This is a genomic window from Massilia sp. METH4 (genome assembly GCF_037094685.1).
Classification (GTDB): Bacteria; Pseudomonadota; Gammaproteobacteria; order Burkholderiales; family Burkholderiaceae_D; genus Rugamonas.
Genome location: NZ_CP146614.1, coordinates 2,733,244 through 2,748,720 on the forward strand (window position 1 = coordinate 2,733,244; position 15,477 = coordinate 2,748,720).

Genomic DNA, 15,477 nt, shown 5'->3' on the forward strand with positions numbered 1-15,477 from the left:
AAATAAGACTAAGGCTGCAAATAAGACTGCGAAAAAGGTGGGGACTGCAAGGTCCAAAACAAGCGCCAGAGCAAGCGCAAAAGCAAGCGCAAAACGGCAGCGCCCCACCGGCGATGCCAAAACGTAATCGATAAGCATTCCGGTTCGCCGAAAAGCAACGACAGAACGACAGCCCGGCATGGATTGCGGCGTTCTTCGGCTTGTCAACGCAGGGTTAGTTGGGCAGAATGATTCTGTTCGGCAACTCTCCGCCACCATCGTTATCGCTTCGGCAAACCAGTGCGCAAAAACATGGAAGCACGAGCAAGCAATGCCTTGGTGTCGTGAAAATCAACACTGGCAGTATCGATCGGATGCTTTCGATCGGATGCTCTCGATCGGGTGTTTAGTGTGCCGTCTTAACGGACATATTCAATGAAAAATTTTAGCACAGTCGGCGCGCGCCTGTTGGTCGCGATAGCGCTCACGGGGGGCGGCGCCGTATCGGCCGCGGCACAGGATGGCCGCTGCGAATTCCGTGCGAACGCACCGGACCAGCACACGGTCGCGCGTGGCGACACGCTATGGGACATCGCGGGAACGTTCCTGCAAAAACCGTGGTGCTGGCCGCGGGTGTGGGGCATGAACCGCGCCGAGATCGCCGATCCGCACTGGATCTACCCGGGCCAGGTCATCTGGTTCGACCGTGCGGCCGGGCGCCTGCGGCTCGGTAACAGGATAGACACGGCCGAGCCCGGCACCGTGAAGGTGTCGCCGCTGGCGCGCACGGAAGGGATGGGCAAGGATGCCATTCCCGCCATTCCTCCCGCCGTGATCGAACCCTTCCTGGCCCAGCCCCTCGTCGTGGAAGCAGACGAGCTGAAGAATGCACCCCGCATCGTGGCCACGGCGGGCAACCGCGTCTTCCTCGGCAAGGACGACAAGGCTTATGTGCGCGGCGACCTCGGCGGCGCCACGTCATTCCAGGTCTTCCGGCCCGGCAAGCCGCTGCACGATCCGGTCACGAAGGCGCTGGTCGCGCACGAGGCGCACTACCTGGGCACGCTGGCCCTGCAAAAGGCGGCCGGGCCCGGCGGCGACGTGCACACGTTCATCGTGACCGGTGCGCGCGAAGAGATGGGGGTCGGCGACCAGCTGGTGCGTACCGAGCCCATGCCGATACAGAATTACGTTCCGCACGCGCCGGCAGCGCCGGTCGATGCGCGCGTGCTGGCCATCTACGATGGCGTAGTGCATGCGGGCCAGAACCACGTGGTGGCGATCAATCGCGGAAAGCTTGATGGGCTCGACGTCGGCGCCACCCTCCAGCTGTACCATGTCGGGCAGACGGTGACCGACAAGACTGCCGGCAAGGGTTGGCACAATCTCGGCAATCCGCAGGTCAAGCTGCCGGACGAACAGGTCGGCACCTTGTTCATCTTCCGCGTGTTCAGGCATGTCGCATACGGCTTGATCATGCAGGCGACCGAACCGGTAGTAGTGGGAGACGTTGCCAGAACCCCGGAGTGATCCTGCCGTGCAAGCCACGGAATCCTTCTTGTCGCATGGCAGCGCCGAAGCAGTGCTGCCCTGGTTGCGCCTGGCGATGATGCCGGGTTTGCCGCGCCATGCGGCCGCGCAATTGATACGCGCGCATGGTTCAGCCCCGGCGGTCATCGAGGCCGCGCGTGCGCATCGCCTTGCCGATGTGCGAGCGCCGGTGCCCGTTGGCGCCATTGCCGCGCCGTTCTCACCGCAGGCCCGTGCGCTCGCCGAAGCCACGCTGCAATGGGCACGCCAGCCGGGTAATCATTTGCTGGCGTTGAACGACGCAGGTTACCCATCGCTGTTGAAAGAGATTGCCGATCCGCCAGTGCTGTTGCATGTGCAAGGCGACGTCTCGCTCTTGCATCGCAGGGCGATCGGCATCGTCGGCAGCCGCAATGCAACCTTGCAGGGCAAGGCCAACGCAAACCGCTTTGCCCGCGCGCTGTCCGAAGCGGGCTTCACGATCGTTTCGGGTCTCGCGCTCGGCATCGATGCCGCCGCGCATGAAGGCGGCCTGGCCGCGCAAGGTTCCACCGTGGCGGTGATCGGCACGGGCATCGACGTGACCTATCCGGCATCGAATGCGCCGCTTGCCGCGCGTATCCGCGAGGAGGGCTGCGTGGTCAGCGAATTTGCGCTCGGTTCACCGGCGCATCAACGTAACTTCCCGATCCGCAACCGCATCATCAGCGGCCTCTCGCGCGGCGTGCTCGTGGTGGAGGCGGCGGAAAGATCGGGCTCGCTGATCACCGCGCGCCTGGCCGGCGAGCAGGGCCGCGACGTGTTCGCCATCCCCGGTTCCATCCATTCGGCCTTGTCAAAAGGCTGTCACAAATTGATACGCGATGGGGCCAAGCTGGTCGACACCGCGCAGCATATCCTTGAGGCATTCGGCATCGAAGGGCAGGGCGAAGAGGCGGCGATACTGGAGGAATTGACGCAGGCGGCCGACGTGCTATTGACTGCATTGACGTACGATCCAGTACCCGCCGATGAACTCGCGGCAAGGCTGAAACTCGACCCGGCTGACACACAGGCAAGTTTGCTTGCATTGGAGTTAGCAGGTGTTGTGGAACGGCTGCCTGGTGGTGTTTTTCAGCGACTCAAACGGTGAAAACCAAGGGTGCGGTCTTGTGCCGCGCCGATTTATGCTGATAGAGTAGCGCCATGTTCGACATCCTTGTTTATCTCTACGAGACCTATTATCGCCCCGATGCATGCCCCGAACCGGCTGCGTTGGCGAAGAAGCTATCCGCTGTCGGTTTCGACGACGTGGAGATCTCCGAGGCGTTGGTATGGCTCAACGACCTGACCGCGATGGCCGGTGAAATGGCGGGTGTCGAACAGGCGGCGACGGCGGCATCGACCGGCACGCGGTTTTATGTCGAGGAAGAACAGGATGCCCTTGGCACGCAGGCCATCGGCTTCATTGCGTTCCTGGAAAGCGCGCGGGTACTGTCGCCGCTGCAACGCGAAATCGTCATCGAGCGTGCGCTGGCGCTCGAGGAATCGCCCGTGAATCTGGGCAAGCTGAAGATCATCGTGCTCATGCTGCTGTGGAGCCAGGGCAAGGAGCCGGATGCGCTGATGTTCGACGACCTGTTCGGGTCGGATGAAGAACAGGCCCCGCGCCTGCTTCACTGAAGCGCACGCATCTTCATGCCAGCCGGGCGATCCGCCCGCGCTCATCATCGCACGCATAATAGATATAAGAAGTATCGCCGCCGGCCGCCTTTGCGGCCGGATTGCATTGGTGCGTGTGCTTGCGGTTTTGCCGTGCGCGCGCTTATGATTGGCCCCTTGACAAAAATGCCCCGGGCGAAAAAGCCGGCACGAAGCGCGATGCCCATGTATCATGCGCCTGCCAAACCCCGGCAGGTCGGCCGACGCGCCGCGCGCGACGCCAGCCCCGGCAGCAACCGAAACCGAGAACAACAAACATGAGCAAAACCCTCATCATTGCCGAGAAGCCTTCTGTCGCGAACGACATCGCGAAGTCGCTTGGCGGCTTCACGAAGCACGATGAGTATTTCGAATCCGATGAATACGTGCTGTCGTCCGCCGTCGGCCACCTGCTGGAAATCGCGGTGCCCGAAGAGTACGACGTCAAGCGTGGCAAATGGAGCTTCGCGCACCTGCCTGTCATCCCGCCATACTTCGCGCTGAACCCGATCGCCAAGACGGAAAGCCGGCTGAAGGTATTGAACAAGCTGCTCAAGCGCAAGGATGTCACCGCCCTGATCAACGCATGTGACGCGGGCCGCGAAGGGGAATTGATCTTCCGGCTGATCGCGCAGAACGCGAAGGTCAACAAGCCCGTCAAGCGCCTGTGGCTGCAATCGATGACGCCCGCCGCGATCCGCGAAGGCTTCGCACGCCTGCGCAGCGACGAGGAAATGCTGCCGCTGGCCGACGCCGCCCGCTGCCGCTCCGAGGCCGACTGGCTGATCGGCATCAACGGCACCCGCGCGATGACGGCCTTCAACTCGAAGGAGGGTGGCTTCTACCTGACCACCGTGGGCCGCGTGCAGACGCCCACGCTGTCGATCGTGGTCGAGCGCGAAGACAAGATCAAGAAGTTCGTGCCGCGCGACTACTGGGAGGTGCGCGCCGAATTCGTGTGCGCCGCCGGCGTCTACGAAGGCCGCTGGCTCGACACGAATTTCAAGAAGGACGAGAACGATCCCGAGAAGCGCGCCGAGCGCCTGTGGAGCCGTGCTGCCGCCGATTCGATCGCGGTCGCTTGCCTGGGCAAGCCCGGCAACGTGACCGAGGAATCGAAGCCCACCACGTCGATGGCGCCCGCGCTGTTCGACCTGACCAGCCTGCAGCGCGAGGCCAACGGCCGCTTCGGCTTCTCGGCCAAGAACACGCTGGGCCTGGCGCAGGCGCTGTACGAGAAGCACAAGGTGCTCACGTATCCGCGTACCGATTCGCGCCACCTGCCGGAAGACTACCTGCCCACGGTGAAGTCCACGCTCGAGGTACTCGCGCAGAACCACAACTACCACCAGTTCGCCAAGCAGATCCTGGACAAGGGCTGGGTCAAGCCGAACAAGCGCATCTTCGACAACACGAAGATCTCGGACCACTTCGCGATCATCCCCACCGGCATCGCGCCGAAGGGCTTGTCCGAACCCGAACAGAAGCTGTACGACCTCGTCACGCGCCGCTTCATGGCCGTGTTCTTCCCGGCCGCGGAATTCCAGGTCACCACGCGCTACACCGAAGTCTCGGGCCACCAGTTCAAGACCGAGGGCAAGGTGATGACGAACTCCGGCTGGCTGGCCGTGTACGGCAAGGACACCACCGACGACAAGGAAGGCGGCGGCAACCTGGTGCCGGTGGCGAAGGGCGAGAAGGTCCATACCGACAAGGTGAATGCGAACGGCCTCGTGACGAAGCCGCCCGCGCGCTATACCGAAGCGACGCTGCTCTCCGCGATGGAAGGCGCCGGCAAGCTGGTCGACTCCGACGAGCTGCGCGATGCCATGGCCGGCAAGGGCCTGGGCACGCCGGCCACGCGCGCCGCGATCATCGAAGGCCTGCTGACGGAGAAGTACCTGATCCGCGAAGGGCGAGAACTGATCCCGACCGCGAAGGCGTCGCAGCTGATGACGTTGCTGCGCGGCCTCGGCGTGAACGAGCTGACCGCGCCCGAGCTGACCGGCGAATGGGAATACAAGCTCTCGCAGATGGAGAAGGGCCGCATCTCGCGCGAGGAATTCATGCGCGAGATCGCGCAGATGACGCAGATCATCGTCAAGCGCGCCAAGGAATACAGCAACGACACGATCCCCGGCGAATACGCGACGCTGCAGACGCCGTGCCCGAACTGCGCCGGCGTGGTCAAGGAAAACTACCGCCGCTTCGCCTGCACGAAATGCGAGTTCTCGATGTCGAAGACGCCGGGCAGCCGGCAGTTCGAAATCGCCGAAGTGGAAGAGCTGCTGAAGAACCGCACCATCGGCCCGCTGCAGGGCTTCCGCTCGAAGATGGGTCGCCCGTTCGCCGCCATCCTGCGCATCGTGCGCGACGAGGATATCAACAACTTCAAGCTCGAATTCGACTTCGGCCAGAACGAGGAAGAAGGCGAGGATGGCGAAGGCGTCGACTTCTCCGGCCAGACGCCGCTGGGCCCGTGCCCGAAGTGCAATGGCGGCGTGTACGAGATGGGCCTGGCCTATGTGTGCGAGCACAGCGTGGCCAAGCCGAAGACCTGCGACTTCCGCAGCGGCCGCATCATCCTTCAGCAGGAAATCCTGCCGGAGCAGATGGCCAAGCTGCTGAACGAGGGCAAGACCGACCTGCTGCCGGGCTTCATCTCGCAACGCACGCGCCGGCCGTTCAAGGCTTTTCTCGTGCGCGGCAAGGATGGCAAGATCAGCTTCGAATTCGAAGCGCGCAAGGAAAAGCCGGCCGCGAAGGGCAAGGCGGCGGCCGCCGAGCCGGAAGGCGCGGCGCCGGCGGAAGAGACGGCGGTGAAGAAGCCGGCAGCGAAGAAAGCCGCGGCAACCAAGGCCACGGCCACGAAGACCACGGCGGCGAAAAAGGCGCCCGCGAAGAAGGCGGCGGCCAAGAAGGCCGTGGCGACGGAATAAGCCGATTTGCCTGAGCGAAAACGGGGCCAGCACGGCCCCTTTTTTTTGCGCCGCAGCCATGGTTGTCTGGACAACAGCCGTGATGACTATGCAAAGAATGTCGTGCAACGCCTGTAAATCGCGGTTTGGATGGGATGCGACACATCCGGTTTAATTGCTTTGAGGCAAAGTGACGCCGTGCTAGACTGCCGTTTTTTCGGGCAACCCAGACGGCATCCCTCCATGAAAAACCTCACCATCGGCACCCGCCTCGCCGCCGGCTTCGGCCTCGTGCTGGCCTTGATGACCTTGATGACCGCGTTTGGCATCTTCCACATGCAGGCCGTTGCCGAGGCAACGAACAATATGATGCGCGAGCCGCTGGCCAAGGAGCGCGTGGTGGGCGACTGGTACCGGCTGATCCACACGAGCGTGCGCCGCACCTCGGCGATCGCCAAGAGTACCGACGGCTCGCTGGGAGCGTTCTTCGCGGAAGAAACGGCCGCGTCGACGAAGACGGTCAACAGCTTGCAGAAGCAGGTCGAGGCGTTGCTGACGACGGCGGACGAAAAGCGCGTGTTCGGCGAGATCGGTGCCGCGCGCAAGCGGTACCTGGCCTCGCGCGACGACATCGTGGCATTGAAGAAGGAAGGGCGGCTCGACGAGGCGAACGCCGTGCTGATGCAACGCTTCCAGCCCGATGGCAAGGCCTACCTTGCGGCGCTCGAAGCCCTGCTCGAGCTGCAGCGCAAGGCGATCGACGCCGAAGCGGCCCGCATCGACGAACTGTTCCAGGGTAACCGCCGCTTCATGATCGCCTGCGGCGCCGCCGTGCTGGCGCTGGGCGCCTTCTGCTCCTGGTGGCTGACGCGCGGCATCGTGGTGCCGTTGAACCGCGCCGTGGAAATCGCCTGCAATGTGGCGGCGAACGACCTGCGCAGCGACATCGCCGTCACCTCGAACGACGAGACGGGGCGCCTCCTGGCCGCACTGAAGACGATGAACGACAACCTGGCGAACATCGTCGGCCGCGTGCGCGGCGGTACCGAGCACATGTCGAGCGCGTCGCAGCAGATCGCGGCCGGCAATATGGACCTGTCGGCGCGCACCGAGCAGCAGGCCGGCGCGCTGGAGGAAACGGCGTCGTCGATGGAAGAGCTGACGTCGACCGTGCGGCAGAACGCCGACAATGCGCGCCAGGCGAACCAGTTGGCCGTCAGCGCATCGGAAGTGGCCGTGCGCGGTGGCGCGGTGGTCGGCGAAGTGGTACAGACGATGGATTCGATCAACGCTTCGGCGAAGAAGATCGTCGACATCATTTCCGTCATCGACGGCATCGCCTTCCAGACCAATATCCTGGCGCTGAACGCGGCGGTGGAAGCGGCGCGCGCCGGTGAACAGGGCCGCGGCTTCGCGGTAGTGGCCGGCGAAGTGCGCAACCTCGCGCAGCGCTCGGCCGCCGCCGCCAAGGAAATCAAGGCACTGATCGGCGATTCGGTGGGCAAGGTCGATGCCGGGAGCAAGCTGGTGGAACAGGCCGGGCAGACGATGAGCGAGGTGGTGCAGAGCATCCACCGCGTGACCGATATCATGGGCGAGATCACCAGCGCGAGCGTGGAACAGAGCGCCGGCATCGAGCAGGTCAACCAGGCCATCGCCGACATGGACGGCGTGACGCAGCAGAACGCCGCGCTGGTCGAGGAAGCGGCCGCCGCCGCTGCATCGATGCGGCAGCAGGCCGAGGAACTGGCGGCCGTGGTGGCCGTGTTCAAGCTGGGGGATGCGCAGGCGGTACTGGCGCAGGGGGCTGTCCCCGGTAAGTGGTCGACCGCGCGCTCGCCGTTGGCGTTGCAAGGGGGCTGACCCCATTTTTGCCGCCGAAGTCACGCGAGCAAGAAACCGGGGTCTGTCCCCTGGGTTCACGCCGCAGGCAAGCTCCTGAGTTATCCACTGGCGGGGACAGACCCCTGGCGCGAACTGGTGGGCACAGACCCCTGGCCCGAGCAAGAAACCGGGGTCAGTCCCCTCGGTTCACGCCGCGGGCAAGCTCGCAGGTTATCAACTGGCGGGGACAGATCCCTGGCGCGAGCAAGAAGCCGGGGTCAGTCCCCTGGGTTGACGCCGCGGGCAAGCTCCTGGGTTATCAACTGGCGGGGACAGACCCCTGGCGCGAGCAAGAAGCCGGGGTCAGTCCCCTGGGTTGACGCCGCGGGCAAGCTCCTGGGTTATCAACTGGCGGAGACAGACCCCTGGCGCCGTCAGTCTTTCAGGTCCGCCGGCACCTTGCCGCCATTGGCCGCCAGCTTGTTCATCACCTGCCGGTGCAGCCATACATTCATCTTCGCGGAATCGCCCGTGTCGCCGGTGTAGTTCAATTCCTGGGCCAGTTCCTTGCGCGCCGCCAGGCTGCTGTCCAGGTCCAGCAATTTCAGCAGGTCGACGATCGAGGTGCGCCAGTTCAGCGGCTGGCCGGCCTGTTGCGCCTTCGCGTTCAGGATCGCTTCCACGTCCACTTCCGACAGCGCCGCGGGCGCGGCCGGCGACTGCGCGGCGGTGGCCGTGGTGGGGGACGCCGGGGCGGCAGGAGCCGCCTGCGGCGCCGGTGCCGCGGCAGGAGCCTGGGCCGGTGCCTGCGCCGGCTTCTGCTGCGCGACGGCCGGGTGCGAGGACGGGAAGATCTTGTGGAAGATATTGCTGAGGATGCCCATTTGTTTTCTCCTTGTCGGGTTGGTCAGTGAAGGTTCAGGTGCCGCTCAGTTCCTGCCGCTCAGTTCCTGCTCGATTGGGCGATCTTGCCGAGTACGATCGCCAGCGCGGCGCCGCCGAGGGCCTGCACGAGCTGCGGGTGTTCCGCATAAAAGTCGCCGATGCGGTCCACGATGCCGGGATTGTGCTGCTCGGCCGTGCTGGCGATTTCTTCCACCTGCTGCGGCGAGATCTTTTCGGCCTGCTCGGGCGTGACCTGCGGCTGGCCGTTCTGGCCGAACAGGTTGCCGATGCTGCCGGCCAGCGCCGTCAGCATGGCCGGGCTCACGTTGGACAGCAGCTGGTTCAGCATGCCGGCCCGCTGCTGCGGATCGCTGCGGCCGAACATCTGGCTCACCATCTGGGCGAAAGGCGGAGTCTGGTCGGAACGCAAGGCTTCGGTGACGCCCTGCGCCACCGCGCCGCGCGGCGCCTGTTGTGCCGCTTGCGGAAAATCCTGCTCCGCGCGGGCGGGGTCGATGGCCCCGCCCAGGTATTGCTGTAACAGATTACCGAGATCGAATCCCATTGCCGGCTCCTGTGTAAAAGACAGCCGACAGGATAGGCGCCACGTTGGCGCGGGTCTGTTCGCGGATTAACCTTGCCGGCTCACGGCTGCGCCATCTCCACCGCGATCATGTTGTCGTCCGGCTTGCGGTCGATCAGCTTGTTGTCCGGGTCGATGCCAGCGCGTGCCGGGCGGCCGTTGACGACCAGCGTGAACGACGTTTCGCGGCGCTCGATCAGCCGGCGTTCGCGCAACAGCGGCTTGCCGTCCTTGTCGTCGACGCCGATGTCGATCAGGTCGCCAAGAGGCACCTCGCGCTCCGCCCCCTGTTCGTCGGCACGCAGCTTGGCGGCATGGACCGTCAGCCGCACCTCGTAGCGGCCGTCCTTGCGGCGCTGCACGGTCGCCGCCAGTGCCCGGTTGTCGTACAGGACGATGGCATTGAACAGGTCGTCGATCAGGTACGCCCGGTCCGGTGGCACCACGGCGCGCAGGCCATCCACGAGCGCCGTCACGCTGGGGTAGGGATCGCCCCGGTACGCATGCTGCTTCAGCAGGCCGCGCAGCACCTCGTTGACACGGTCCTCGCCCACCAGGTCCTGCAGCTGGTACATCGCCAGGCTGCCCTTGCGGTAGTGGATATAGCCCTGGTCCTCGTTGTCCGCCAGCGGCAGTTCCTTCTTGTTTTCCAGCGCGCGGCCGCGCAGGTACTTGTCCAGGTCGTAGCGCAGGAAGCGGCGCATGCGGTCGGCACCGAAGGTGCGCTTCATGACCATCAACGCGGAGTACTCGGCCAGCGTTTCCGACAGCACGGTGGCGCCGCGCGTGTTGCCGCCCACCAGCTGGTGGCCCCACCACTGGTGCGCCACCTCGTGCGCCGTCACGTAGTACGGGTAGTCGATATCCTTCGGGTCGCGCTCGTCCACCTCGGCGATGAAGCCCATGCTTTCCGAGAAGGGGATCGTGTTCGGGTACGACTGCGCGAAATCCCGGTAGCGGGGGAATTCCACGATGCGCAGGATCTTGTGCTGGTAGGGCCCGAAGTTGCGTGTGTAGTATTCCAGCGCGTCCTTCGCGCCCCTGGTCATGCGGTCCAGGTTGAACTCGTGGCCGGGGTGGTAGTAGATCTCGATGCCCACGTCCTGCCACCAGTCGTGCCTGGTCACATAGCGCGCCGACAGGAACGAATAGAAGTTCAGGATCGGCTTGTCCATCCGGTAGTGGAACCAGCGGCGGCCGTTCTTCGTCCATTCCTTTTCCAGCGTGCCGGGGGCGATCGCGACCTGGTCGGCGGCGGTGCCGATCACGGCGTCGAACGTGACCCAGTCGGCATCGCTGCCCAGCAGATTGTTGGCCAAACCCTTCGGATCGTCGCGCGGCAGCGCCCGTTCCTGGGCGGGCAGGGCGTGCCGCTTGCGGTCGCGCGGGTCGGTCAGTTCGCGGTCGCGCTGGTAGCCGATGTGCGGCAGGATCGTGTTGTTGAAGAAGGTGCCGTTGGCCACCACGGGCGTATCCTTGCCCAAGCCGAAGAAACCGTTCGGTGCATAAGCCATCTCGAATTCCAGTGGCAGCGTGGCGCCGGGCGCCAGCGGCTGCACCAGCGTGTAGCGGTAGAAGCCCAGCTTGCGGTCTTCCAGGGTGACACGGCTGGCGGTGCCGAAGCGCAGGGGCTTCAGGTCCGCCTGCGGGTCGATGCTGATGTAGATCGCCGAGAGCGGCGTGCCGCCGCGGTTGGCGAGCAGGTAGCGCCCCAGCACCCGAAGGCTGCGCTCTTCCGGCACGATTTCCAGGCGCAGCTTCACGTCCGTGATGCGCGGCTGGGCCAGGTCGGCCGTCACCTTGTACTTGCGTTCATAGTCGGCACGGTTCGCATCGCGCCGGTAGGGCGACTGGAACTCGTTGGCCACGTTCAGGTTGTACAAGATGACCGCGCCGGTGCCCGCCATCACCGCGAAGCCGGCGCCGAAGGTCGCCAGTACCGGCAGGGTCAGCGCGTGGCGCGCCAGCCGCAGGCGCATGCGCCATTCGTCGTTGGCGCCGCGTGGCCAGAACACCCTCGTCGCCACCGCCAGCATCAGTGCCGCGCCGGTCCAGTACAGCACATACCAGTGCTCGCGCGCGAGGTAGTGGCCAAAGCCGTTCATGTCCGAGTAGCGCATCGGCGGGGTCCATGCGTACAGCGCCATCGGGTGCTCGAAGCCGGCGACCGGCATGGCGATGGTGGCCATGTAGTACAGGATCATCAGGAAGAACGCGACGTACTTGTGGCCGACCAGCACCTGCACGGCGATCGCCAGCACGGCGAGCAGCACATACTGCGGCAATTGCACCGCGTACAGCGTATGCAGGTACTGCAAGGGCTCCAGGTGGAAGTAGCCGTGGAACACCTGCACTGCCATGCCGCACACCATCACCAGTGCCAGCAGCAGCGCCTGCAGCGCCACCAGCGCGATCAGTTTCGACACCAGCGGAAGCCAGCCCGGCACGGGGAGCGCATCGAGCATCAGGGCCATGCGGTGTTCCCTTTCCCTCCACACCATCTCTCCCGCATAGAACGTGGTCACCACCAGCATGATCAGGGCGAACGACTGCGACATCGCTTCGATCACCATGTACGTGACGGGATAGGTAGCGGTGCCCCACATCGAACCCAGTTCCAGTGTGCTCGCCAGCATCAGCAGCACGCCGGCCAGCACGAGCACGAAGAAGTACACGTTCTTCATCGTCTCGCGCAGGTTCAGCCAGCTGAACTGGCACAGCAGCAGCGTGAGACTGCGCGACCCGAAGTCGGGCGGCTCGGTGGTTTTCGCGGCGGTGGCGCTGAGGCGTAGCGGCACGTCGCCTTCGCCGCGCGCGGCGGCGTGGCTGTCGACGGTGCTCACGAAGTGGAAGCGCCAGTAACCGAGCAGCAGCGCCACCAGCGCGAACGAGCACCAGATCACCCGGTTCAGCAGGTACACGCCCTCGGGCAGCACCAGCCGCGTGCTGCGTTCGGCGATCGGCCAGTATTCGGTGAGCCGCAGCAGGGCCGCGGTGCCGAATGGATCGATCAGCGCGGCCAGCGTCTTGTAGTCCAGGTCGCGCGCCAGGCCGGGCGCCACGATATACCCGATCAGCATCACCACGCTGCCGATGTACACGGGCAGCATGCGCCGCGTGAGTGCCGCCATCACGTAGAAGATGGCGCCGAAGATGAACAGGTTCGGCAGCACGATCAGCGCATACGGCAGCAGGTACGCTTGCGGCACGAAGGGGCCGAGCCGCTCCGGGTCCATGCCCGGCAGCCAGCTGCCCACGAAGATGCCCATCAGGATGCTGGAAAAAATCACCACCAGCACCAGCCAGGCGCCGAGGAAGCGGCCGAACATGTACGCGTACTTCCGGATGGGCGCCGAGAAGAAGAAGTGGTGCATGTCGTATTCGAAGTCCTGCTGCACCGCGCGGCCCATCACGGCGGCCACGACGACGACCCCGAGGCTGGCCAGCGCGCTGGTGGTCAGCATGATCGAGCGGGGACCGTTGATCAGCACCTTGCCACCCAGCGTGATCACCAGGTCCTTGAACACGCCGCCCGCGCCGGCCATCCACAGCATCGCCAGCGCCAGGAACATCGTGAAGTACACCCAGGTCGACAGCAGGCGCAGCCGCTGTTTCGCTTCGAAGAGCGCGATCGCCAGCATGACGCCCCTTTTAGTCGCAGGCATCGGCAACGTGGCGGCCGGCGATGGTGGCGAAGTACACGTCTTCCAGGTCGCCGATGGCTTCCTCGAAGCCGTCTCCCGGGTCGTCGTCGCTGTAGGCGTGGATCAGGGTGCGGCCGGACAGCAGCCGGGTGGAGATGATCGTGTGGCGCTGCTGGAAGTAGGCCAGCTCGCGCTTGTCGATGAAGCGCGCCCAGATCTTGCAGCTGATGTCGTCGATCAGCTGCTGCGTGGCGCCGGTGAGCAGCAATTGGCCCTTGTTGATGATCGCCATGTTCGAGCACAGGTCGGCCACGTCGCTGACGATGTGGGTGGAGAGGATCACCGTGCGGTCGTCGCCGATGTCGGAGAGCAGATTGTGGAAGCGTACCCGCTCCTGCGGATCGAGGCCCGCGGTCGGTTCGTCGACGATGATCAGCTTCGGGTCGCCGAGCAGCGCCTGGGCAATGCCGAAGCGCTGGCGCATGCCGCCGGAAAAGGTGCCGAGCTTCTGGTTGCGCACGTCGAACAGGTTGGTCTGTTGCAGCAGGCCGTCCACCACTTCGCGCCGGCGCGCGCGGTGCGACAGGCCTTTCAGCACGGCGAAGTGGTCGAGCAATTCGTAGGCCGTCACCTTGGGGTACAGGCCGAAGTCCTGCGGCAGGTAGCCGAGCAGGCGGCGCACGGCGTCCTTCTCGTCGAGCACGTCGAGGTCGCCGAAGAACACGGAACCGGCATCGCATTCCTGTAGGGTGGCAAGGATGCGCATCAGCGTCGACTTGCCGGCGCCGTTCGGCCCGAGCAGGCCAAACATGCCGGCGGGGATTTCCAGCGTGATGTTATCGAGCGCAACCACGCCGTTGGCGTAGGTCTTCGACAGGTTGCGGATGCGTAGTTCCATGCTTACTCCTGGTGAATGCGGCGCAGCATGGAGCCGTCGCTGCCATCCGTTCCTTCATGATTGCATTGTATTGAATCGTCGACATAAGGGTTGCCACCTTGCGACAGTCCGCGCGATCCGGGCACCAGAGTGCGCAAATGGCGGATGACCGGACGGCGCCGCGGCACCTTACTGCCGAGTCGAGAGGAGGTCAAGGGGAGGAAGCGCCGCCGTGGCGGCAAGGCCGGAAAGGCCCGGCTTGTTATATAGTTGCGCCATGAGCCAGGAGAACAGCAAACTCGATACGGCATTGCAGGAAAAGATCCTCACGGTCACGCGCTGCGGCCTGACGGCCCGCGAGTCCACGGATTTCTTCCGGCTCTCGCTCGGCCTGTGCTATCTGGCCACGTTGATGACGAAGGAAACGCTCGATTTCAAGAAGCTGGACAAGGCGTTCAACCGCTTCATCTACCGCTCGCTCGGCCCGGGCCACAGCATCACCAGCATCCTGCAGTGGATGAGCGGCGAGGACGTTGTGGCAACGCTCGACTCGACGCGCTTCAATCGCGCCTTCGGCGAGTACGTGCCGCACGTGCCCCTGGAGTCGATCCCTTTCCTGCTTGGGCTTAACCTGGGTGTCGCCAAGGATTTTTCGGGGCTCGACGTGCGCGGGCCCGTGGCGGACTGGATCGAGCGCCAGCGGATTTTGCGAGAGGGCGAATAACGCCTTCGAGCGGGCACTGGAACATTCTTTCGCGCACGCGAGGGCCAGTGAGACGTTTTGTCCGGCCCAACGTGCGGCGACATGCGTTGCCGGCGCATATAATCGTGGCTGTCCGAACAATCTGGATAGAAATGCCATGAGCTCGAAATTCCATTTCCACACCCCGCTGGACCGCCTGATCTGCAGTGCCGACAAGGCCTTGCGCGTACTGTCCGGCGTCTCGTCCGCTTCGCGGCCGACACCCGCGGCGCGGGTGGAGGATACCGAGATGACCGAGGAGGAATGCCGGCACAGCGCCGGCCTGATCCGCGTCGATCACGTGGGCGAGGTGATGGCGCAGGCGCTGTACAACTCGCAGGCCCGCTTCGCCAAGAGCGACGCGCTGCGCGTGCAGTTCGAGAACGCCAGCCGCGAGGAGGAAGACCACCTGGCCTGGACGGCGCAGCGTCTCAAGGAACTCAATTCGCACGTCAGCGTGCTCGCCCCGGTGTTCTACGCCGGCGCCTATGCGCTCGGCACGGTGGCCGCCAAGATGGGCGATCCGCACAGCCTGGGCTTCGTGGTCGAGACCGAGCGGCAGGTCGAGAAGCATCTGGAGCGCCACCTGGAAAGCCTGCCGGCGAACGACAAGAAATCGCGTGCCATCGTGGACCAGATGCGCGTCGACGAGATCGCGCACGGCAAGGCCGCGCAGGACGCCGGCGCCGCGCAGACGCCGCTGCCCGTGCGGCTGGCGATGACCGCGATGTCGAAGCTGATGACGGGCACCACGTACTACGTTTGAAGGCTTGGCGAGCAAAGCCGTGGGCTTGCCGCCCGGTACCATGCGCCGC

Annotated in this window: 11 protein-coding genes; 7 read left to right on the plus strand and 4 right to left on the minus strand. The window is 64.7% G+C overall.

The genetic code is table 11. From position 1 onward, the window contains the following. Window positions 1–414: 414 nt before the first annotated feature. The 5 genes from V6Z91_RS12110 to V6Z91_RS12130 all read left to right on the plus strand — a co-directional run bounded on the left by V6Z91_RS12110 (window position 415) and on the right by V6Z91_RS12130 (window position 7,970). The gene (locus V6Z91_RS12110) at window positions 415–1,509 is read left to right on the plus strand and encodes a LysM peptidoglycan-binding domain-containing protein (protein WP_338770644.1); all 1,095 of its coding nucleotides are present in this window, start codon (window positions 415–417) and stop codon (window positions 1,507–1,509) included. A gap of 7 nt (window positions 1,510–1,516) precedes the next feature. Continuing rightward, window positions 1,517–2,641 carry a DNA-processing protein DprA gene (dprA, locus tag V6Z91_RS12115; RefSeq protein WP_338770645.1) on the plus strand — a complete coding sequence of 375 codons (1,125 nt, stop codon included), beginning with the start codon at window positions 1,517–1,519 and terminating at the stop codon, window positions 2,639–2,641. Window positions 2,642–2,694: 53 nt separating this feature from the next. Further along, a complete protein-coding gene (locus tag V6Z91_RS12120) occupies window positions 2,695–3,171 on the plus strand; it encodes a DUF494 domain-containing protein (RefSeq protein WP_338770647.1) in 477 nt (158 codons plus the stop codon). Between the two features lie 296 nt (window positions 3,172–3,467). After that, window positions 3,468–6,128 carry a DNA topoisomerase III gene (locus V6Z91_RS12125; protein WP_338770649.1) on the plus strand — a complete coding sequence of 887 codons (2,661 nt, stop codon included), beginning with the start codon at window positions 3,468–3,470 and terminating at the stop codon, window positions 6,126–6,128. Window positions 6,129–6,350: 222 nt separating this feature from the next. After that, window positions 6,351–7,970 carry a methyl-accepting chemotaxis protein gene (locus tag V6Z91_RS12130; RefSeq protein WP_338770651.1) on the plus strand — a complete coding sequence of 540 codons (1,620 nt, stop codon included), beginning with the start codon at window positions 6,351–6,353 and terminating at the stop codon, window positions 7,968–7,970. Between the two features lie 395 nt (window positions 7,971–8,365). On the opposite strand, the gene V6Z91_RS12135 is transcribed toward V6Z91_RS12130, so the two are convergent. The 4 genes from V6Z91_RS12135 to V6Z91_RS12150 form a co-directional block, all read right to left on the minus strand. After that, window positions 8,366–8,815, minus strand: a complete 450-nt coding sequence (locus tag V6Z91_RS12135) for a DUF3597 domain-containing protein (RefSeq protein ID WP_338770653.1) — start codon at window positions 8,813–8,815, stop codon at window positions 8,366–8,368. A gap of 59 nt (window positions 8,816–8,874) precedes the next feature. Then, window positions 8,875–9,381 carry a hypothetical protein gene (locus V6Z91_RS12140; protein WP_338770654.1) on the minus strand — a complete coding sequence of 169 codons (507 nt, stop codon included), beginning with the start codon at window positions 9,379–9,381 and terminating at the stop codon, window positions 8,875–8,877. An 80-nt stretch (window positions 9,382–9,461) separates the two neighbouring features. Continuing rightward, window positions 9,462–13,040: a M1 family aminopeptidase gene (locus V6Z91_RS12145; RefSeq protein WP_338770656.1), complete on the minus strand. Its 3,579-nt coding sequence runs from the start codon at window positions 13,038–13,040 to the stop codon at window positions 9,462–9,464. A gap of 10 nt (window positions 13,041–13,050) precedes the next feature. Next, on the minus strand, window positions 13,051–13,941 hold the full coding sequence (locus V6Z91_RS12150) for an ABC transporter ATP-binding protein (protein WP_338770658.1): 891 nt from the start codon (window positions 13,939–13,941) through the stop codon (window positions 13,051–13,053). 256 nt (window positions 13,942–14,197) lie between these two features. Between V6Z91_RS12150 and V6Z91_RS12155 the strand changes: the two genes are divergently transcribed. Then, window positions 14,198–14,644: a hypothetical protein gene (locus V6Z91_RS12155; protein ID WP_338770659.1), complete on the plus strand. Its 447-nt coding sequence runs from the start codon at window positions 14,198–14,200 to the stop codon at window positions 14,642–14,644. A 136-nt stretch (window positions 14,645–14,780) separates the two neighbouring features. Beyond that, window positions 14,781–15,428 carry a 2-polyprenyl-3-methyl-6-methoxy-1,4-benzoquinone monooxygenase gene (gene coq7, locus V6Z91_RS12160; RefSeq protein ID WP_338770660.1) on the plus strand — a complete coding sequence of 216 codons (648 nt, stop codon included), beginning with the start codon at window positions 14,781–14,783 and terminating at the stop codon, window positions 15,426–15,428. Window positions 15,429–15,477 lie beyond the last annotated feature (49 nt).